Origin of the sequence: Bradyrhizobium sp. 61 (genome assembly GCF_023073075.1) — a bacterium.
Lineage (GTDB): Bacteria > Pseudomonadota > Alphaproteobacteria > Rhizobiales > Xanthobacteraceae > Bradyrhizobium > Bradyrhizobium barranii.
Genome location: NZ_JADPIU010000084.1, coordinates 35,494 through 53,805, shown reverse-complemented (window position 1 = coordinate 53,805; position 18,312 = coordinate 35,494). Strand labels below are relative to the sequence as shown.

Here is an 18,312-nt window from a genome sequence, read left to right as displayed (position 1 = left end):
GCTGCGTCCAAATGACCGATCCGCAGGGTTGGCCTTATTCAATTATAGCGAGTAGTATAGTATCAATGTAGACCTGAAGTCCACGCGACAAAGCGAAGCTCGCGTTACGGGTCATCAAAGCCGGAACAACACCATGTGCATGATGTGCGTGCATCGCGGCTCGGGCGTTCCCAGACTCAAACCTCGCAAGCGCCGCCCGCTCGGTCTTGCTCAGCCGCAGACCGGCGTGCAGGTGCGCGGCGTCGAGATCGTCCAGTGTGTTCAGGACGTGACGAATTCGGTGCCGCTGGTCGCCGATAAGGCGACGCTCGTTCGCCTCTATCTTGAGCCGACTTCGGTGTCGCAGCCCGGTCAGATCACCGCGGAAATTGCGTGGAGCCGGAGCGGCGGAGGCGACACGTTCCTCCCGGCCCTCAACTCGCTTCGGGTGGACCCGGGCTCGCCCTTCAGCCTCCGTGAACAGCGGGAAGACATCGACAAGAGCCTGAACTTCCGCCTGCCGGCCGCGGCCATCGGCGCGGGCACACTCAACTTGCGCATCAGCCGCATCTTTCAGCCCGGAGGCGGCGACCTTCCGGCGGCGGCGTTCAACATCGCGCCCGTCACATTCGCGGCGGCGCCGCCGCTGCGCATCCGGGTGATCGGTCTTCGATACAGGGCGGGCACAACGACCGTCACCCCCGCTGCGGTCCACTTTTCGTATCTCAAGTCGTTTCTCAACCGCGCCTATCCTGTCGCCGCGCTCGAATGGTCCCACATGGTGGTGGACGCGGATTTTGCCGCGCCGTTCGACGACTCGACGGTCGATCTCGCCAATGCCCAGATCGCCGCGCTGCGAAGCCGCGAGGTGAGCAGCGGCGTCGACCCGCGCACGCACTATTACGGTCTTGTCGACGATAACGCGTCCAACAACTTCATGCGAGGAAAGGCGTTCGCCATTCCGGGCACGCCCCAGCCGGACACCGTCGCTTCCGGACCCGCGGGCGTGCCGAACGGCTTTGCCGGCGATCGCGACGCGTCATATGCCGACTGGTACGGCGCACACGAACTTGGACATACGTTCGGCCGGTTTCATCCGGGATTTCCCCCCGCCGCGCAGGACGCGAGCGATCCGACATTCCCTTATGAGAACGGCTGTATCAGCAAGCCGGACAACAAATATGTCGGTGTCGACACCGGGGATCACGAACTCGGCTTGCCGGCCGCAGCGTTGCCGGGGCTCACATATCACGACGTGATGACCTATGCAGACAACCAGTGGCTATCGGCGTACACTTACCAGGCGATAATGACCCGGCTTTTGGAAGAGGACGCCCTCGGTCCGCCGGTCGCCTAGGAGGATCCGATGAAGACCGAAATCAAGACCGGATCATTCGTTCACGTCGTCGCCACCATCAACAAGACCGCTGGCGACGGCAAGATCATGTATGTGAACCCGTCGGTCTCCACCATCGCGTCGGACGCCGCCACCGACAAGGATGTGGAACTCGTGGCTTACGACGGCGCCGGCAAGGAAGTCTACCGTGAGCCAGTCGTGATCCGCCGGTCATCTGCTGAACCCGACCGGCCGAACGAAGTCGGTCTGATTCAGGCGGACCTTCCGCGGGTGAGCGGCATGAAGTCGGTAAGCCTCCAGCTCAAGGGGAAGGAGATCAGCCGATACGAGGCCGGGGCGGCACCTTCCGGGCCGACCGCAGGCGCCACCTTCGGACTCGAGCTCGCCGGGGCTGCGGCAGCCAGCCGGCGACCATTGAAGATCGACCAGCTCGGCGGTTTGCAGCCCGTCGCCGGCGTAACCTACTCGGTCCAGGTCAAGCCGGACAACAAGTCGACGTGGGACACGATCGCAGTGAGTCGTCCCACCCCGGAGGTGGACGTCGATCGCAATCAGTTCGCCGGCGCCAAACGTGCCGCGGTACGCGTGTTGCGGACGACCGGATTCGACGAAGAAATCATCGCGGAAGATACGGTCGACTTGAAGTAGTCGCCCGCCACGAGCCTGCGCGTGCTTACCGACGGCATCGCACATTGATCCCGTCGAGGTCCAGGCCGGATACGCCGTCGACGCTTGATCTAGATCAAACCCGCCGCGGCATTGCCATCCCGGAATGGGTACGGCCGCGCAGAAAGCGCCGCCCGTAAGCCAAGGAGATGATCGATCATGACATCCTCGAATTCCCTGCGTACCTTCGTTCTCGCCGGAGCCGGCGCCCTGCTATCAGGCACAATCGCTCAGGCCGGGCCGATCCCGACGCATCTTTCGACGATGAAATCGATGGTCGATCAGGTCACCACCGAAGTGCGCTGGGTCGGCGGCTGGCGCGGCGGCGGCTACGGCTATCGCGGCGTCGGCTGGGGCTACCGCGGAGGCTGGGGTTATCGCGGCTACGGCTATCGCGGCCTCGGTTATGGTGTGGTCGCCGGCGCGGTCGTCGGCGGCGCAATCGCGCGGAGCGCCTATTACGGCGGCTATGGCGGGTACTACGGTGGCTACTATGGCGGTTATCCCGCCTATGGCAACGGCTACCCGGCCGCATCGTATTACGGTTATGGCGGCGGCAACTACGGCTATGGCTATGGCGGCGACAATTGCCCGCCCACCGGCAGCTACTGGGCCTACTAGCGGGAAACGTATTCGCCGCTTCGGAGGATGGCTCGCCACGGGCCGCCATTCTCCGATGAGCCAATTCACCCCTGTGCCGGCGGGCGAGTGCACCTCATCCCTCGCCCGCCGGCGGGACGACATACAGCGTCAGCGCAAACACCGCATAAATGAAAATCATCAGCGCGCCGACGAACCATGCCGAGCGTCCACTGGTGGTGATGAAGGTCGCCGTGACTGTTGCGATCATCACCATGGTGACGGCGCCAGGCCAGAACTGAAGGTTCATTGGCGTCGGTCCCACGACATAACTGAGCAGCACGAGCGCGGGTGCAACGAACAGCGCGATCTGGGAGGCGCTGCCGAGCGCAATGCTGACGACCATGTCGAGGCGGTCCTTGCGCGCAGCGGCAAGGGCAACTGCAAATTCGGCAGCGGCGCCAACCAGCGAAACGATGATGAACCCGACGAAAGCCGGACTCATGCCGAAGGTCTCCGCCGCCTTCTGCACCGATTCCACGAAGATCTCGCTCACCAGCGCCACCAGCACGGTGACGGCCAGCAGCGTCCCAACGGCTAGCCCGATCGGCCAGTGCGCTTCCTCCTGCTCGCCGTGATCGGCGCTTGCGAACAATTCCTTGTGCGTCCCGAGCGAGAACCACAGGCCAAGCGCGTAAGCCGCGATCAGCAGGACTGAAATGCCGACGCTAAGCTTGTGAATGACGCCTCCGTCCTGCGGCAAATGCTCGAGGTCGGCGACTGCTGAGGGGGCCAGCAGGGCGACTGTCGCCATCAGCAACAGGCCGGACGACAGGCGCGCGCCGGCGCGGTTGTACTCCTGCACGTGGTAGCGCAGGCCGCCGAGCAGCAGGCAGGCGCCGAGCATGAATGTCGCGTTGGTGACGATCGCGCCGGCAATCGAGGCCTTCACCAGCATGTACTCGCCTGCCCGCAGCGCCGTGATGGCGATGATCAGCTCCGTCAGATTGCCGAGCGTTGCGTTGAGCAGCCCACCCACGGCATCGCCGGTTCTGGCGGCGACCGCTTCGGTGGTGTGACTGAGCAGCGCCGCCAGCGGCACGATCGCAAGCACGGCGAGCACGAACAGCAGCGTGTGGGAATGCGGGGCGACCGCCTCCGCCACCAGCACGATGGGCACGAAGACCAGCATCCAGAGCAGAGGTGTATCCCGGATTTCCCTGAGCAGGGTTGTCATATGGGCCGCCCTTTCCATGGATGCGTTGATGGAAAGGTCCGGCGGCGCCGCGGGGTGAGTCTTGATCTGGCTCAAGCGGGCCAGAGGAGACGGGCCACTGGACGTCAGGAAACGGACGTCGCGCATGATGAGAATGCGCCCTTGTCCCCGACCGCTGGCACGATAGCGTCATGCCAGTGTTTTGCCCGACGGGTCAACGTGATCACTGTCACGAAGGTCGTCGCAACGCGCTCCGAAAATCCCTTATTGATCAAGGAGCCTTCTACTGTGCATGGGGTTGTTTTTCGAGTTTTTGTGTTGGCCCCCAAAAAAAATCACAGGCATCCGCGACGATGGCTCACTCCGCCTGCAAGATCTCCGCAATCGCAGCGCCTGCCGCGATGGTGCCGAGCTTGCCGCCGACGTCGCGCGTCACCCTGCCCTCGCGAAGCGCCTTCGCCACCGCGGCTTCGATCGCACGCGCGGCTTCCTCATAACGGACGGCGCCGGTCTTCTCGCCGTGCCAGGCCAGCAGCAACGCGGTCGATAGGATCAGCGAGACCGGGTTGGCGACATCCTGCCCCGCGATGTCAGGCGCCGAGCCGTGCGCGGCCTGCGCCATGGCGTAGCGATCACCGACATTGAGCGAGCCGCCGAGGCCGAGGCTGCCGGAGAGCTCGGCCGTGAGATCGGACAGAATGTCGCCGAACATGTTGGTGGCGACGATGACGTCGAAGCGATCGGGGTTGCGCAGGACATGCGCCATCATGGCGTCGACCAGGATGTCGTCGACTTCGAGGCCGGGATAGCCCTTCGCGGCCGCGCGGCAGATGTCGAGGAACATGCCGTCGCCGATCTTGAGCACATTGGCCTTGTGCACGATGGTCAGATGTCTTCGCCGTTTCATCGCCAGACGGCAGGCGGCGTGCGCGATACGCTCGCAGCAGAGGCGCGTGATCCGGCGCAGCGAGATCACGACGTCAGGCGTGACCAGCATCTCGCCATTGCCCTGCTCCATGTTGCGGTCGGCGTAAAAGCCTTCGGTGTTCTCGCGCACGACGACGAGGTCGAACTCGCCGAGCCGGCCGGGCCGACCCGCATAGGTGCGCGCGGGCCGGACATTGGCGTAGAGGTCCAGGCTCTTGCGAAAGTGCCTGGACGGGTTGATCTCGCCATGCGCCTCGTCCTTGAAGTCGAAGGTCGCGGTCGGCCCCAGGATCAGTCCGTCGGCGGCGCGGACGATGTCGAGCAGCTCGGGGCGCACCGTCGTGCCTGATAGCTTCAGGCTCGCATGTCCGACCGCGTGCTCCTCGAGGCGCAAGTCAAGCTGGAAGCGCTCGGAGGCCGCGCGCAGCACGCCCGATGTCGCGGTCGTGATCTCCGGTCCGATGCCGTCACCGGGCAGAACGACGATTTGCATGATGATCCCCCAAGATTGCAGCAGCTGGCGCGATCATACGCCAGCCGCCGGCCGCATCGCCTGACCTTCGCGCATACACAGCATGCAAGCATATGCCTGTGGAAGCGGCCTTCGGCGTAGTACATGCCGAAAGTCCCCTTTCACCACGCCGCCGGAGCAACGCGCCAGGCAATGACAATCACGTTACCTGCCGCCGCGCGCGAGCCCGACCATCCCATTGCCGACGGCCTTCCGGCCACGCAGCGGCGCTGGGCGATCGCTGCCATCTTCACCGCGCTGGCGATGGCCTCTCTCGACACCGCGATCGCCAATATCGCGCTGCCAGCCATCGCCGCCGATTTGCACGTCACGCCGGAGCAATCGGTCTGGGTGGTCAATGTCTACCAGATCGCGCTGGTGGCAACCCTGCTGCCGCTCGGTGCGCTCGGCGAGATCGTCGGGCACCAGCGCATCTATCTCGGCGGCCTGATCCTGTTCACCATCGCCTCGCTGTTCTGCGCGGTGGCGTGGTCGCTGGACAGCCTGCTGGTCGCGCGCACGCTGCAGGGCTTGGGGGCCAGCGGCATCATGAGCGTCAACACGGCGCTGGTGCGGTTCGTCTATCCCGGCCGGATGCTCGGCCGCGGTTTTGGCCACAACGCGCTCGTGGTCGCAACCGCCTTCACTTTCGGGCCGTCAATCGCCTCTGCCATCCTCGCATTCGGCCCGTGGCCGTGGCTGTTCGCGGTCAACATCCCGTTCGGCCTCGTCGCGATCGGCATCGGCTATGCGATGCTGCCGAAGACGCCGCGCGCCGATCACGGCTTCGACTTCCTCGGCGCGGTCCTGGCGTCTGCTTGCCTCGGCCTGTTCATCACGGGCATCGGCAGCGCCGCACACAATCTGTCGCCTTTCGTCGTGGGTATTGAGCTGATCACGGCCCTCGCACTCGGCTTCATCCTGACGCGCCGGCATGCCGACCATCCGGCGCCGATGCTGCCGATCGACCTGTTCAGCCGGCCGATGTTCGCGCTGTCGGCGGCGACTGCCGTGTGCTCGTTCGCCGTGCAGGGCCTCGCCTTCGTCTCGCTGCCGTTCTATTTCGAGGACGTGCTCGGGCGTTCACAGGTCGAGACCGGCTTCTTCATGACGCCCTGGCCGCTGGTGGTCGGCATCATGGCGCCGATCGCGGGGCGCCTCTCCGACCGCCATGCCGTCGGCCTGCTCGGCGGCATCGGGCTCGTGCTGCTCGGCCTCGGCATGGCATTGCTCGCGATGCTTCCGTCCAATCCTGCCATACCCGACATCATCTGGCGGATGGTGATCTGCGGCATGGGGTTCGGCTTCTTCCAGGCACCGAACATGAAGGCGGTGATGTCGAGCGCGCCGCCGCACCGCAGCGGCAGCGCCTCCGGCATCGTCGCCACCGCGCGGCTAACGGGCCAGACCACGGGCGCGGCGCTCGCCGCCCTCTGCTTTGCGCTTGCCGGCCACGACGGCGCAACCGTTGCGCTGGCCCTCGGCGCCGGCTTTGCCGCGCTCGGCAGCGTCATGAGCTTCTTGCGGCTGGCGGTGAAGTAAGCCTTCAGGCCAGGTGCCGGGCTGCGGTGGTGTCGAGCGTCGCAGCGGTCGGGATGACCGTCTCGTCATTGAGCGCAGCGAGGCGCCCGTCGATGGCTTCGATGACCTTGCGCGAGAACGGCCCGAGATGCGCATAGGCGGCAATCATCTGCACCGCGATCCGTGCCGATGACGTGTCGCGCTTGGCGCAGTTCATGAAGGTCTGCCACAGCGGCGCGCGCGCTTCGGGAAGGGCGGTGACAACGCGGTGCACCGTCTCCATCGCCCCGACCCGCGAGCGGATGTCGCCCTCGGCGAGCTCGGGGCGCTGCCTGGATCGGTCGAGCAGCGTCATCAGGCGGTCGACGCGTCCTGCGTAGGCGGCGGGGCTGTAGATGTGCTCCAGCACCCGCTTGTAGTCCGTCAGGATGTCGCGCAACGGGCGGACCGGATCGAAGTTGATGCCGTCCGTGCACTGATCGGCGCCGATGGTCGGCGCCAGATCGTGGCCCGGATGCAGCCGGCCTTCACGCTCGAGTCGGCGCGTGAGCTGCGTGTTCGGCAACGCATAGAGCAGGCCGACCATGGCGACGGGAATCGCGGCCTCCTCGATGAAATCGATCATCGCTTCCGCCATCGAGACCTTCTCGCTGTCGAAGCCGACGATGAAGCCCGCGGTGACGAGCATGCCGGCGGCATAGATCTTGTGGATGCTCTCGGCGATGTTGCGCCGCGTGTTCTGCTTCTTCCGCATCGCGACCAGCGTTGCAGGGTCCGGACTTTCGATGCCAACGAAGATGCCGAAGAAATTGGCCACGCCCATCAGCTCCAATAGCTCGGGATCGTCGGCCAGGTTGACCGAGGCCTCGGTGGACAATTCGAAGGGATAGCCGTGCGCGCGCTGCCATTCGGCGAGCTGGGGCAGAAACTGCCGCAGCGACTTCTTGTTGCCGATGAAATTGTCGTCGACGAAGTCGAGATGGCCGCGATAGCCCATCCGGTAGAGCGTCTCGAGCTCGACGAACATCTGCTCGACCGTCTTGGTGCGCGGCACACGGCCGTAAAGCTCGATGATGTCGCAGAACTCGCAGGTGAACGGACAGCCGCGCGAATACTGCACACCGAGGTAGAGATAGTCCTCGAACTTCAGGAGATCGAAGCGTGGCACCGGCGTCTTTGTCACGTCGGCCTGGAATTTCGGCGCAGTGAAGACGCCGGAGCGGGCCCCGCTTTCCCAGGCCGCGATGAACTCGTCGATGACGCTTTCGGCCTCGCCGAGCACCCGGAAGTCGGCCCGTTCGTAGACATGGGGACTCGACGTCGGATCGGGTCCGCCGACGACCACCGGCTTGCCGACGGCGCGGCAGAGTTCGATCAGGCGCAGCGTATCGGCCTGCTGCGGCAGCATGCCGCCGGTGAACACGACATCGGCCCAGGCGAGATCCTCGTCACCAAGGGGCTGGGTGTTGCAGTCGATCAGTCGGACCGTCCAGTCCTTCGGCAACATCGCTGCCACCGTGATCAGGCCGAGGGGAGCTGCGGGTCGCTTCACACCCATCAGCTCGCAGGATTCGCCAAAGCTCCAGAACGACTCCGCCAAGAACAGCGGATAGAGCATCAATACGTTGCAGCGCTGCGGTACGTTCATGGAATCCCTTTTTGCTTCGTCCCAGTGTACCAGAGCGCGTTCGTCTTGCACCCCGGTAAAAAGGACAAACTGTCGCCGCAATGCAGCGCCGATCGGCCGTGGAACCGGCATTCACAGCCGAAAGTCGCCTCAAACCGCGTAGCTGGCGTTTAGGGCTGGAACCCGGTCCTGGGCAGAGCGGGCAATCAGACGCGCTCGCTGGCAAGCATCGTCCGGCTGCTCGCCAGGACGTCGCTGCACCAGGCGAAGAACGCGCCGAGAAACGCCCGGCCGGCCGCATCGGTGCGGGCATGCTGCCGCAGGGTCTCGAACCCCTGCTCCATCCGCGACGCATTGCGCGCGAGCAGTGCGCGGATGTCGCTGCGAACTTGCGGGTCGTCTTCCTGCTCCAGCATGTGCACGTCGAGCTGGGTGACGTGGATGAACGAATATTGCGCGTGCAGCACTGCGGTCATTGGACGCGGCCGGTCGACCACGATCGGGCTGGGATAGAGCTCGTCCTGCGGATTGCTGATGATCCGGATCGCATTCTCGTTGGCGACGCCGAATGCCCGGAGCTTGTGATGGGCCATTTCATGGACGATCGCCTGCGCGGTCGCGAGCGGGCAATTGACCGTGAGGCCGATGACGCCGAACCGCGCGTCGACCGAGTGGCTGGCCGAGCCGAGCCGGCCGGGCCCCTCGGTCGGCTGCTCGGTGTCGTGATAGCACTGGATGGTGTGCACGATATCAGGCCATTGTTTCGCAGCGAGCGGCCAGCGGCGGACGTAGTGCAGCGCCTGCTCCAGCGCCGGGATGGCTAGCGCGTCGGGGACAAACCGCGGCGCCGGCAGCAGCGGATCCTCCGTGCGCAGGACAACCCTGCCCTCCGCGATGGCCGGCGCACCGTTCACCGGGGGACGCTGCGGCGGCAGCGGCCGCCAGGGCGTCGGCTCGGTGTCGATCAGGCCGAGGGCGACCGCGGTATCGTAGCCGTCGGCCTGCGGTCGTGCCGTGCGTTCCCAGTCAATCGACGTCGCGTCCATGGCGATCTCTCCTTCGAACCGGTCAGTGCGGACGACCACTCGTCGCCGAGAGGGCCGCGGAGACTCGCCCTGCGCGTCCAGGCAGCAAGGCAAGCCCCATCGATGCCGCAAGCGTGTCCATATCCCCAAGCCGGTGCAGCGAACGGTCGGTGCCGATCACGATCACCGATTTCGCGATCGCGCGGACAGCGGCAAGCGCTTCGTGACCGCCAAGCCGTTCCGGATCGACGAAAGCGAGGTCGACGCCATCAGGCGCGAGACGCGACAGCGCCGCAATCGCCTCGATGCTGGTCCCGCCGAGCACCGGCAATGACGCACCGAGGCGCCGGCGCGCGGCTTCAGCTAGCGCGGCATCTTCCTCGGCACCGTATAATCTCAGCTTTGGCCTCGTCTGCGCGATCAATTCCAGCAGCAAGCCATCGCCGCATCCGACATGCACGGCCGAACCCGCGCGGCGCAGCGCAGCGGTCTGCTCCCAGACCACCGTGCTGAAGCGCGAGCGCATGGCGAAGGGGTTTTCGAAACCGGCCGCTTCAAATCCGCCGCCGAGTTCGGTGAGGATATCGGCGCTGTCCGCGGGCTCGACCGCCGCGGCCTTTCGCTTGTCCAGATGCGTCGCCGCTGCGCGTTGACGAGGCCGCCGATGCGACGGTGTGCCCTCGTCGGACAGCCATGTGCAGCGGAAGGTGGCCGTCGCAATCTCGGCAACGCCATTGACCAGCGACGCACCCACCGTCCAATCCGCCATCTCTTCGAGCCAACTCATTTCCGCGGCCAATTCCAGCTGGCGGCCGAGATCGATGAACTCACGCGAAAGATCGCACGTGGCAGAACAGTCCGCAGAGCAAGGCGCGTGTCTCACCGGCCCCAGTCCCAGAACCGCGAGCGCAACATGAGCGGTTACAGCCGTCTTGTCCTCGCGCGCGAGGATGCCGGCCAACGGATCGCATCCGCCGCGCCCAAGATAGTCTGCCCAGGATCTTGCGCAGCATGCGGGATAGCCGAACCGTATCGCCGCCTGCTCCAGGCCGTCCGCCGCCGGCTCGGCGATCGATGTGTCGAGCGGCGCTGCGCCGATCAGGAAGGCATAGTCGAGCAGCCGCTTCGGTTCGGCGATCGATGCCTCGAGCGGCCAGTCGGCGGCATAGCCGAGCGACGCCTTGACCGGCTTGGCCTCGAGGCCAATCGCGCGCGCCCGCTCGGTCAGGGCGTCGATGCCATCATAGCCAGTCCACACCAGCGAGGCCGGAATGCGCTTCCGGCGCACCATCTCGAATTCGATCGCTAGCGCCGCATGCCTGAGGCGATCCAGACGCAGCTGCCAGAGCGCGCGCGCCTGCGGGCCGGTGAAGCTGATGCGCTGCGTCGCTGCCTTGGCGACGGCTGGCTCCCGCGGCGCGGCCGCGAGCGGAGGACGGGGCCAGGTCAGCCAGCAGGTCGGCCAGGCGGACGTCATGGTGCGTCCGCCTGCTGGAGCAATGAATGCAGGGTCGGATTGTCACCGATCGACCAGGCGGCGATCATCTTCGCTTCGAGATCGGACCGGCGCTCCGACCGGCTGATCGCGACCTCATCGTTCGCCTGAAGCTCGGTCTCGATGTCCTCGAACAGGCCGAACCACACCGGGCAATCGATCGAGCGCATCCGCCAGTCGCCGTCGATCGCGGTGCCCGGACAATTGCCCTTGCACGCGAGGAAGAACCGGCATCCCTCGCATCCGCCATCGGCCTGCGGCGTCCGGTAAAGCGAGAGCTGGCGCTCGAAGGCCTCGCGGCCGGCACGCAGATGGGTCACACCATCCTTGTTGGTGCGGCCGCAATTGCCGAGCCGGCCATCGCTCTCGACGCCCACCACGGCGCGGGTCGCATAGGGATCGCAGGCGTGGAAGACGCATGAGGTCTGCGCGTCATTGCCCCTGAGCATCGCGGCCATCTCGGCGAAGATGTCGAACTGGACCGACGGCAGCTCCTGTTCGAGCCGGCGCAGTCGCCTCAAGGCCGCAAGGTTCTCCTGCGCGGTGAGCGCGAGACCCTCGCCCCCTTCCGTTTCGTCCTGCTCCAGCAGGTGCAGGCGCAGCTTGCGCACGCCGAGGCTACCGAGAAACCCGATCCACTCGCACAGCACGCCGAGCCGAGCCGGCGCGGCGTTCATCCGGTTGAGCGTCACGATCACGTTCGGCGGCATGCCCTCCCGGCACAGCGTCTCGATCGCCGCCTCGATGCGCGCGGTCGCACGCCGCGTCGCCGCCAGGCTACCGGCCCAGCGGGCATCGTTGAGCGGTCCCGACCCGTCGATCGAGATGCCGATACGCACGTGGTATTTCCTGAAGAGCTCGATGTCGCGCTCCTCGATCAGCGTGCCGTTGGTCTGCATGCCGACGCCGCCATGGCGGTCGAAGCCAAGCTGCATCAGGCGTTCGAGATCGGGCCGGCGCGTCAGCATGATCTCGCCGCCGAACAGGCTGAAGGGCTCCGCCAATCTGTCCAGCGTCGCCATGATCGCATCGAGATCGTAGCGCGTCGGCACGTTGCCGGCGGTGCGGATGCCCTCCTGATAGCAGTAGCGGCACTTGATGTTGCACTTGTCGCCGAGGGGGCGGACTTCGACGGTCATGGCTGCACCCGTTCGAGGTCTGCCGTTTCATCGCTGGCGTTCGTCAGGGCCACGTGCAACCCGTTTTCTTCCGGCGGGGCGATACGCTCGCGTGGCAAAACGAATCCAAGCGGAAACTCGGCACGGGCGTCGGCGTCAAAAATCTCCCGACCGGCCTCGGTGACGAGCGACAACACTCTGCCGTCGATCTCGATCGCCAACCGTCGTGCCAGAATCGCATCCAGTGCGGCCTCGACTGATGCCGCATCCAAACGATCGGCTAGCTGTTCAATGACGCTCAGTCGCGTGCAGGGATTGCGCAGCAGATTGAGCACGCCGATCTCGGCCGGAGTCGGACAATAGAACGGCTGGAGCGCGCATGCCCGGGTGTCGCTGACGAGATGCGCCGTGCCGACCGCCGTCATCGTCAATTGCGGCGCAAAGGGCTGATCGAACCAGCGCGCGCGCCAGGCCGCGCTTGCGGCCTTGAGCGACACCAAGTCCTGCTCGCGCGCGGCATCGGGTGCGTCGCCCTCGAAGAAATAAGCGAGATCGAAGAGATCCTCGTCAGGGACATCGTAGATCGCGCCATAGGCCGGCATCGGCGTGACGTTGCGGAATCCGATCTCGGCGGCACGCTCGAAATTGGGGCTGAACCTGTCGAGCCGGATACGGCCGCAGCCGACCGGCGGCTGAAGATGTTCGAGCAGCGGGACCATCTTGGCGACGGCGTCGTAGGCGTCGCGGGGCTCGCCGGGAAACCCGTACAGGATCGACCAGACCAGCCCGACGCCAAGTTCGCGGCAATTGCGCAGCAGACGCAGGTTGAGCAAGGCGCTCACGCCCTTGCGCATGAGATGCAGCACCGGATCCGACAGGCTCTCGATGCCGGGCTGCAACCAGACCGTCCCCGCGAGCGCCAGCTTCTCGAGTTGCGCCTCGTCCATATTGGCCTTGATCTCGTAGAAGAAGCGAAAGCCGTGCGCCGGGCGTTCGGCGAGCCTGCCCAGCACGCCGTCGATATGGGACATGCCCAGGATGTTGTCGGTCGCGGCAAAGCGACCGATGCCGAACTCCGCATGCAGCGTCTCGATCTCGCGCAGGACGCGCGGCGCCGACTTGGCCCTGAACGCCATGCCTTCCCCGTTGAGGCCGCAGAACGTGCAATGGTGCTTCTGCCCCCACCAGCAGCCGCGCGAGGACTCGAACGGAATAGAGGGACGCACGCGGGCGGCTTCGGACATCCAGGGCAGTTGTGCGAAATAGTCGGCGTAGTCGGGGATCGGCAGCGCATCCATCGCGGTCGGACCGGCTGCTGCGCCAGCAGCCGGCTGGTCGCGGGACAGGCATCCCGGGAGGCCGCGGGGCTCTTCGCCGCGCAGGATCGCCTCGACGGCCGGCCCGAACACGGTATCGGCCTCGCCGTTGAAGACGTAGTCGATCTGCGCAAAGTTCTTCAGCAGCACGGCGCCCATCGGCCCATGGCAATTGGCGCCGCCGAAGCAGACGACGACGGACGGATCACGCGCCTTGACCGCGGCCGCGATCGCGAGCGAAGCGGCCGTCTGCTCGAACATCGAGGTGAAGCCGATGACCTTGGGGGTGCGTTCGAGCAGCCGGTCGGCCGCTTCCGCCACGAAGGACGGGATCAGGTTGCGGCGGATCTCGTAGAGCTGGTCCAGCCCGTTGCGCTCGATGGCGGCGCTGAGCTCGCTGAGGTGGCGCTGCGCCTGCGGCCGTCCGGGCCGCGAGCCCAGGCAATCGCCGAACAGCCAATCGCCGGCGAGGAGATGGCTCGGCAGCTTCTCCGCAAGCTGCTCGTTCAGATCGAGCCCGATGCGATCAGCGAAGAGCAGATTGAGATAGAGCGTCTCGGCCCGAACGCCCTTCTGCCGCAGCAGGGCCTGCAACAGGCCGAGCGCGGCCGACGGCCGCACCACCGACATCACCGGCGCCGAGCAGAAGAGGACATCGACGCTCATTGTGCGGCCACGAGATTGGCCGATGCGGTTTGCCCGTCCAGCAGGATCTCGCAGGTTTCGATCTGGCCGCGGCGCGCCTCGGCAGCCTCGCGCACGCGCGCCAGCAGCTCTGGCGAGCGGAAGATGCGGTCGCAGGCGGTACAGATGCCGTCGAAATCCTCAACGCGCATCGGCACGGGATCGGCGGCCGTGACTGCGGCGAGGATGGCGACGGGTCCCTCGAGCCTGATCCATCTGTAGAGCGGATCGTCCGCGGCCGCCCGCATGGCGGCTTCGATCCCTTCCTTCGCGATGTGGCCGACCTTCAGCGAGTCGTAATGGGGAAGCACGCCGCAGCAGGGCCGGATGCCGCCCTCGTGATCGACCGTGACGGTGTGGAGAACGGACTCGCAGGGACCGCGATAGGCCGAGGTGTGGCGAACGCGCCCCGCCTGCGTGTCCTCGTCCGTGCCCTCGCCGCGTCCGGTCGAGTTGGCGACGGTCTCATAGATGTTGATGCCGGGCTCGTCCTGAAGACCGAGATCGGCGCGCAGGCTGGCGGCGGTGATCTTCGAACCCGCCTCGACCACCACGGCGATCCGAAGCAGCAGGCCGCATTCGCGCGCAGCGGCGACCGCGTTGGCAATGAAATTCAGCGGCACGAACTCGGCGTGGGGATCGTCGTAAGACAACGTCATTTCGGTGAGCCCGGCCGCGCGCAATTGCCGAACGGCCGCCGTTGCGCGCGCGGGCGACTTCGCCCAGAACGCGCTCGTGGTGATACCCGCGCGCAAGCCCAGCGACGCGGCCAGGGCCACGGCGTCGGCAACGATGTCCGCATGCAGCATCGGATCACCCCCGACGAAATGGATGATCTCCATCGACGGGATCTGTGCGGCCTGCTGAATGCAACGATGAACGTCCGCGGCGGACAGGTGCCCGCCGTGAAACATGTCAGATGAAAAGCAGCAATGCGAACATTTGAGCGGGCATTTCAGAGTGACGTTCAGAACGAGATTGGTAGGCGTCACCCTGGCCGCGCGGAAATCGGATAAAAATTGTGCGCCGAACGCCATGGCCGACGACCTCATATCCCGGCTGCCCGGCGAACCGGTCAGCCGGCCATCGTGATCTGCAGATACGGGATCAGAGGATGTCGATATGGATCGTACCGGCCTGTACGCCGCCGCTACGCGTGGCCAGCTTGTTCCGCAGCATCGACGCCGTCTGGTCGTCGAGCTGTACGCCAACGCTGCTCAGATAGGAGACCGGGTCCTTGCTGACGTCGCTGGCAAGGCTGAGCAAATCGGCGTGGGTGGTGAGTCCGGACGGTGACTTGGCTTTGAGATCGTTACCTGACGCGAGAACTTTTTCGAGATCGATCGTGACGATGCGGCCCATGAAGATTCTCCCTTAGGATGGACTAATGATCCATCAAACCAAAGGTTGTACAATACCCTCAGATAGTCAAACGAATTCGATGCGACCAAAGGCTGCGGATTTGCACCGCCGTTCACAACGCAACACCGCGCTCCCGACATTCTTCCCCGCGCATGCCAGCCTCGCTGTTGGCCACCCCTCGGACTATTGATTTGAACAGTTCCAATTTGCCAGACACATTATTCCCTGAGTCCGATCGGTGGATTGGGCCAATCAGGGGACTTGCGATGGCAAACCTAACAATCAACGGAAAAACCTTCACGCTCGACGTCGAGCCGGATACGCCGCTGCTCTGGGCGATCCGTGAGAATGCCGGCCTGACCGGCACCAAATATGGCTGCGGCATTGCGCAGTGCGGCGCCTGCACCGTTCACATGGACGGCGTTGCCACCCGTTCCTGCGGGATTTCGGTCAGCGAGGCCGAAGGCAAGAAGATCACCACGATCGAGGGGCTCGCATCCGGCGACACGCTGCACAAGGTGCAGGCAGCCTGGATCGCCAAGGACGTTCCGCAATGTGGCTATTGCCAGAGCGGCATGATCATGGCGGTGGCCGCGCTTCTCGCCGAGAAGCCGAAGCCGACCGACGCCGATATCGACGAGGCCATCACCAATATCTGCCGCTGCGGCACCTTCCAGCAGGTGCGCGAAGCGATCCACACGATCGCCAGCGCCTGAGGAGCCGCCCCATGAATAAGCATGTTTCTCCCAAGATGAACCGTCGCGCCTTCGTCGTCGGCACCGCCGCTGTCGGCGCCGGCCTCGCGATCGGGCTCGATCTCCCCTTCGGTGGCCCCGCCGTGGTCCGCGCGGCCGACGGCGCGCCGGAAGTCAACGCCTGGGTCGTGGTCAGGCCCGATGACACCGTCGTGATCCGCATCGCCCGCTCCGAGATGGGCCAGGGCTCGCTCACCGGACTCGCCCAGCTGGTCGCCGAGGAACTCGAATGCGACTGGTCGAAGGTCACGACCGAATATCCGACCCCCGGCCAGAGCGTCGCCCGCAAGCGCGTCTGGGGCGATTTCTCGACCGGCGGAAGCCGCGGCATCCGCAGCTCGCAAGACTATGTCCGCAAGGGCGGCGCCACCGCGCGCGTGATGCTGATCGAGGCCGCCGCGAACGAGTGGAAAGTGCCGGCCTCCGAATGCACCGTCGCCAAGGGCGTCATCACCCACAAGGCGTCGGGCGAGACGACGACTTACGGCAAGGTCGCCGAAGCCGCCGCCAAGCTGGCGCCGCCCGCCGACGTCAAGCTCAAGGATCCCAAGGACTGGACCATCGCAGGCAAGGGCCTGTTGCGGCTCGATACCGCCGACAAGACCACCGGCACGATGATCTACGGCATCGACGTCAAGCTGCCGGGCATGCTGAACGCCGCAATCAAGGACTGCCCGGTGTTTGGCGGCAAGCTGAAGAGCTATGACGAAGCCAAGATCACCGGCATGAAAGGCGTCAAGAAGGTCGTCAAGGTCGGCGACACCGCGGTTGCGGTCGTTGCCGACACCTGGTGGCACGCCAAGACCGCGCTGGAAGCGCTGCCGATCGTCTGGGACGAGGGCGAGAATGCCAAGGTCTCCAGCGAGTCGATCGCGAAGTGGCTGGCTGAGGGCCTCGACGATTCGCAGCCGGCCTATGTCGGCAACAAGAACGGCGACGTCAAAGCCGCGATTGCCGGCGCAGCGAAGAAGGTCGAAGCCGTCTACAACTACCCCTACCAGAACCACGCCACGATGGAGCCGATGAACGCCACCGCGCTCTACACGGCGGACAAATGCGAGGTCTGGTGCGGCACGCAGAACGGCGAAGCCGTCTTCGCGGCGGTGCTGGAGGCCTCCGGCCTGCCGGCGGAGAAGTGCGACGTGTACAAGGTGATGCCCGGCGGCGGCTTCGGCCGGCGCGGCCAGACCGACTACGTCCGTCAGGCGGTCATGATCGCCAAGCAGATGCCGGGCGTGCCGATCAAGCTGTTGTGGTCGCGCGAAGAGGACATGGCGCACGGCAGGTATCACCCGATCACCCAGTGCAAGATGATCGGCGCGTTCGACGCCAACAACAATCTGGTGGCGCTGCACTACCGCCTGTCCGGGCAGTCGATCCTGTTCTCGCTGCGCCCCGAAGCGCTGCAGAACGGCATGGATCCGGCCGCATTCCAGGGCGTCGCCCAGACCGGCGAAGCCGCGTTCGGCTATTCGGTGCCGAACCTCCTGGTCGAGCATGCGATGCGCAACCCGCACGTTCCACCCGGCTTCTGGCGCGGCGTGAACGTCAATCACAACGCGATCTACATGGAATGCTTCATGGACGAGCTGGCCCAGGCCGCAGGTCAGGACCCGCTCGAATTCCGCCGCAAGCTGATGGGCAACCATCCCAAGCATCTGGCGGTGCTCAATGCCGTGGCCGAGAAGATCGGCTGGGACAAGCCGGCACCGCAGGGCGTCTATCGCGGCATCGCGCAGGTCATGGGCTATGGCAGCTATGTCGCCGGCGCCGCCGAAATCTCGGTGACCGACGGCAACAAGATCAAGGTGCATCGCATCGTCGCCTCCACCGATCCCGGCTACGTCGTCAATCCGGCGCAGGTGGAGCGGCAGATCGCCGGCTCCTTCGTCTACGGCCTCTCCGCGCTGTTCTACGGCGGCTGCACCGTCAAGGACGGCAAGATCGAGCAAACCAACTTCGACACCTACAACTCGATGCGCATCAACGAGATGCCGAAGGTGGAATCGGTGATGGTGCCGAGCGGCGGGTTCTGGGGTGGCGTCGGCGAGCCCACCATCGGCGTCGCGGCGCCGGCGGTGCTCAACGCCTATTTCGCGGCGACGGGCAAGCGCATCCGCTCGGTGCCGCTGCGCGACCAGAACATCACCTTCGCCTGAGAACGCCGCGGCGGC

15 protein-coding genes are annotated in these 18,312 nt (G+C 65.5%); 6 read left to right on the top strand and 9 right to left on the bottom strand.

Annotated features, from left to right (window positions below; genetic code table 11):
- The first annotated feature begins 139 nt into the window (after positions 1-139).
- The 3 genes from IVB46_RS33785 (at position 140) to IVB46_RS33775 (ending at position 2,623) form a co-directional block, all read left to right on the top strand.
- Positions 140-1,336: a zinc-dependent metalloprotease gene (locus IVB46_RS33785; RefSeq protein ID WP_247344504.1), complete on the top strand. Its 1,197-nt coding sequence runs from the start codon at positions 140-142 to the stop codon at positions 1,334-1,336.
- A 9-nt stretch (positions 1,337-1,345) separates the two neighbouring features.
- Positions 1,346-1,984: a hypothetical protein gene (locus IVB46_RS33780; protein WP_247307696.1), complete on the top strand. Its 639-nt coding sequence runs from the start codon at positions 1,346-1,348 to the stop codon at positions 1,982-1,984.
- A 177-nt stretch (positions 1,985-2,161) separates the two neighbouring features.
- A complete protein-coding gene (locus IVB46_RS33775) occupies positions 2,162-2,623 on the top strand; it encodes a hypothetical protein (RefSeq protein WP_247307694.1) in 462 nt (153 codons plus the stop codon).
- A 94-nt stretch (positions 2,624-2,717) separates the two neighbouring features.
- Here IVB46_RS33775 and cax read toward each other — a convergent pair whose 3' ends face one another.
- Together cax and IVB46_RS33765 are read right to left on the bottom strand one after the other, a co-directional pair.
- Entirely contained in the window at positions 2,718-3,818 is a 1,101-nt protein-coding gene (gene cax, locus IVB46_RS33770; RefSeq protein WP_247307691.1) for a calcium/proton exchanger, read from the bottom strand.
- A 337-nt stretch (positions 3,819-4,155) separates the two neighbouring features.
- Positions 4,156-5,217, bottom strand: a complete 1,062-nt coding sequence (locus IVB46_RS33765) for an isocitrate/isopropylmalate family dehydrogenase (protein ID WP_247344501.1) — start codon at positions 5,215-5,217, stop codon at positions 4,156-4,158.
- A 171-nt stretch (positions 5,218-5,388) separates the two neighbouring features.
- On the opposite strand from IVB46_RS33765, the gene IVB46_RS33760 reads away from it, so the two are divergent.
- Positions 5,389-6,777: an MFS transporter gene (locus tag IVB46_RS33760; protein WP_247307685.1), complete on the top strand. Its 1,389-nt coding sequence runs from the start codon at positions 5,389-5,391 to the stop codon at positions 6,775-6,777.
- Between the two features lie 4 nt (positions 6,778-6,781).
- On the opposite strand, the gene IVB46_RS33755 is transcribed toward IVB46_RS33760, so the two are convergent.
- From IVB46_RS33755 to IVB46_RS33725, 7 genes are all read right to left on the bottom strand, one after another.
- Complete coding sequence (locus tag IVB46_RS33755) at positions 6,782-8,404, bottom strand: B12-binding domain-containing radical SAM protein (protein ID WP_247307682.1); 1,623 nt, start codon at positions 8,402-8,404, stop codon at positions 6,782-6,784.
- A 185-nt stretch (positions 8,405-8,589) separates the two neighbouring features.
- Positions 8,590-9,429 carry an HEXXH motif-containing putative peptide modification protein gene (locus IVB46_RS33750; RefSeq protein ID WP_247307679.1) on the bottom strand — a complete coding sequence of 280 codons (840 nt, stop codon included), beginning with the start codon at positions 9,427-9,429 and terminating at the stop codon, positions 8,590-8,592.
- Positions 9,430-9,451: 22 nt separating this feature from the next.
- Positions 9,452-10,885: a hypothetical protein gene (locus IVB46_RS33745; protein WP_247307676.1), complete on the bottom strand. Its 1,434-nt coding sequence runs from the start codon at positions 10,883-10,885 to the stop codon at positions 9,452-9,454.
- Complete coding sequence (locus tag IVB46_RS33740; RefSeq protein WP_247307673.1) at positions 10,882-12,042, bottom strand: radical SAM protein; 1,161 nt, start codon at positions 12,040-12,042, stop codon at positions 10,882-10,884. Before IVB46_RS33740 ends, IVB46_RS33745 begins: the two co-directional genes overlap by 4 nt.
- Positions 12,039-14,003, bottom strand: a complete 1,965-nt coding sequence (locus tag IVB46_RS33735; protein ID WP_247344498.1) for a RiPP maturation radical SAM C-methyltransferase — start codon at positions 14,001-14,003, stop codon at positions 12,039-12,041. Before IVB46_RS33735 ends, IVB46_RS33740 begins: the two co-directional genes overlap by 4 nt.
- Positions 14,000-15,058: a radical SAM/SPASM domain-containing protein gene (locus IVB46_RS33730; RefSeq protein ID WP_247309076.1), complete on the bottom strand. Its 1,059-nt coding sequence runs from the start codon at positions 15,056-15,058 to the stop codon at positions 14,000-14,002. The genes IVB46_RS33735 and IVB46_RS33730 overlap by 4 nt, the downstream gene beginning before the upstream one ends.
- Before the next feature lie 70 nt (positions 15,059-15,128).
- Positions 15,129-15,383 (bottom strand): hypothetical protein, encoded by a 255-nt coding sequence (locus IVB46_RS33725; protein WP_028150121.1) that lies wholly within the window; start codon positions 15,381-15,383, stop codon positions 15,129-15,131.
- Between the two features lie 266 nt (positions 15,384-15,649).
- On the opposite strand from IVB46_RS33725, the gene IVB46_RS33720 reads away from it, so the two are divergent.
- Together IVB46_RS33720 and IVB46_RS33715 are read left to right on the top strand one after the other, a co-directional pair.
- Positions 15,650-16,099, top strand: coding sequence for a (2Fe-2S)-binding protein (locus tag IVB46_RS33720; RefSeq protein WP_014497095.1), 450 nt, complete (start codon positions 15,650-15,652; stop codon positions 16,097-16,099).
- Positions 16,100-16,110: 11 nt separating this feature from the next.
- Positions 16,111-18,297, top strand: a complete 2,187-nt coding sequence (locus IVB46_RS33715) for a molybdopterin cofactor-binding domain-containing protein (RefSeq protein WP_247307641.1) — start codon at positions 16,111-16,113, stop codon at positions 18,295-18,297.
- Positions 18,298-18,312 lie beyond the last annotated feature (15 nt).

What these genes read in the sequence shown, in the direction of transcription:
- IVB46_RS33720 (WP_014497095.1), top strand. Translation starts at nt 15,650, where the DNA reads ATGGCAAACCTAACAATCAACGGAAAAACCTTCACGCTCGACGTCGAG.
- IVB46_RS33740 (WP_247307673.1), bottom strand. Translation starts at nt 12,042, where the DNA reads ATGACCGTCGAAGTCCGCCCCCTCGGCGACAAGTGCAACATCAAGTGC.
- IVB46_RS33750 (WP_247307679.1), bottom strand. Translation starts at nt 9,429, where the DNA reads ATGGACGCGACGTCGATTGACTGGGAACGCACGGCACGACCGCAGGCC.
- IVB46_RS33780 (WP_247307696.1), top strand. Translation starts at nt 1,346, where the DNA reads ATGAAGACCGAAATCAAGACCGGATCATTCGTTCACGTCGTCGCCACC.
- cax (WP_247307691.1), bottom strand. Translation starts at nt 3,818, where the DNA reads ATGACAACCCTGCTCAGGGAAATCCGGGATACACCTCTGCTCTGGATG.
- IVB46_RS33775 (WP_247307694.1), top strand. Translation starts at nt 2,162, where the DNA reads ATGACATCCTCGAATTCCCTGCGTACCTTCGTTCTCGCCGGAGCCGGC.
- IVB46_RS33735 (WP_247344498.1), bottom strand. Translation starts at nt 14,003, where the DNA reads ATGAGCGTCGATGTCCTCTTCTGCTCGGCGCCGGTGATGTCGGTGGTG.
- IVB46_RS33785 (WP_247344504.1), top strand. Translation starts at nt 140, where the DNA reads ATGATGTGCGTGCATCGCGGCTCGGGCGTTCCCAGACTCAAACCTCGC.
- IVB46_RS33730 (WP_247309076.1), bottom strand. Translation starts at nt 15,058, where the DNA reads ATGGCGTTCGGCGCACAATTTTTATCCGATTTCCGCGCGGCCAGGGTG.
- IVB46_RS33725 (WP_028150121.1), bottom strand. Translation starts at nt 15,383, where the DNA reads ATGGGCCGCATCGTCACGATCGATCTCGAAAAAGTTCTCGCGTCAGGT.
- IVB46_RS33755 (WP_247307682.1), bottom strand. Translation starts at nt 8,404, where the DNA reads ATGAACGTACCGCAGCGCTGCAACGTATTGATGCTCTATCCGCTGTTC.
- IVB46_RS33715 (WP_247307641.1), top strand. Translation starts at nt 16,111, where the DNA reads ATGAATAAGCATGTTTCTCCCAAGATGAACCGTCGCGCCTTCGTCGTC.
- IVB46_RS33745 (WP_247307676.1), bottom strand. Translation starts at nt 10,885, where the DNA reads ATGACGTCCGCCTGGCCGACCTGCTGGCTGACCTGGCCCCGTCCTCCG.
- IVB46_RS33765 (WP_247344501.1), bottom strand. Translation starts at nt 5,217, where the DNA reads ATGCAAATCGTCGTTCTGCCCGGTGACGGCATCGGACCGGAGATCACG.
- IVB46_RS33760 (WP_247307685.1), top strand. Translation starts at nt 5,389, where the DNA reads ATGACAATCACGTTACCTGCCGCCGCGCGCGAGCCCGACCATCCCATT.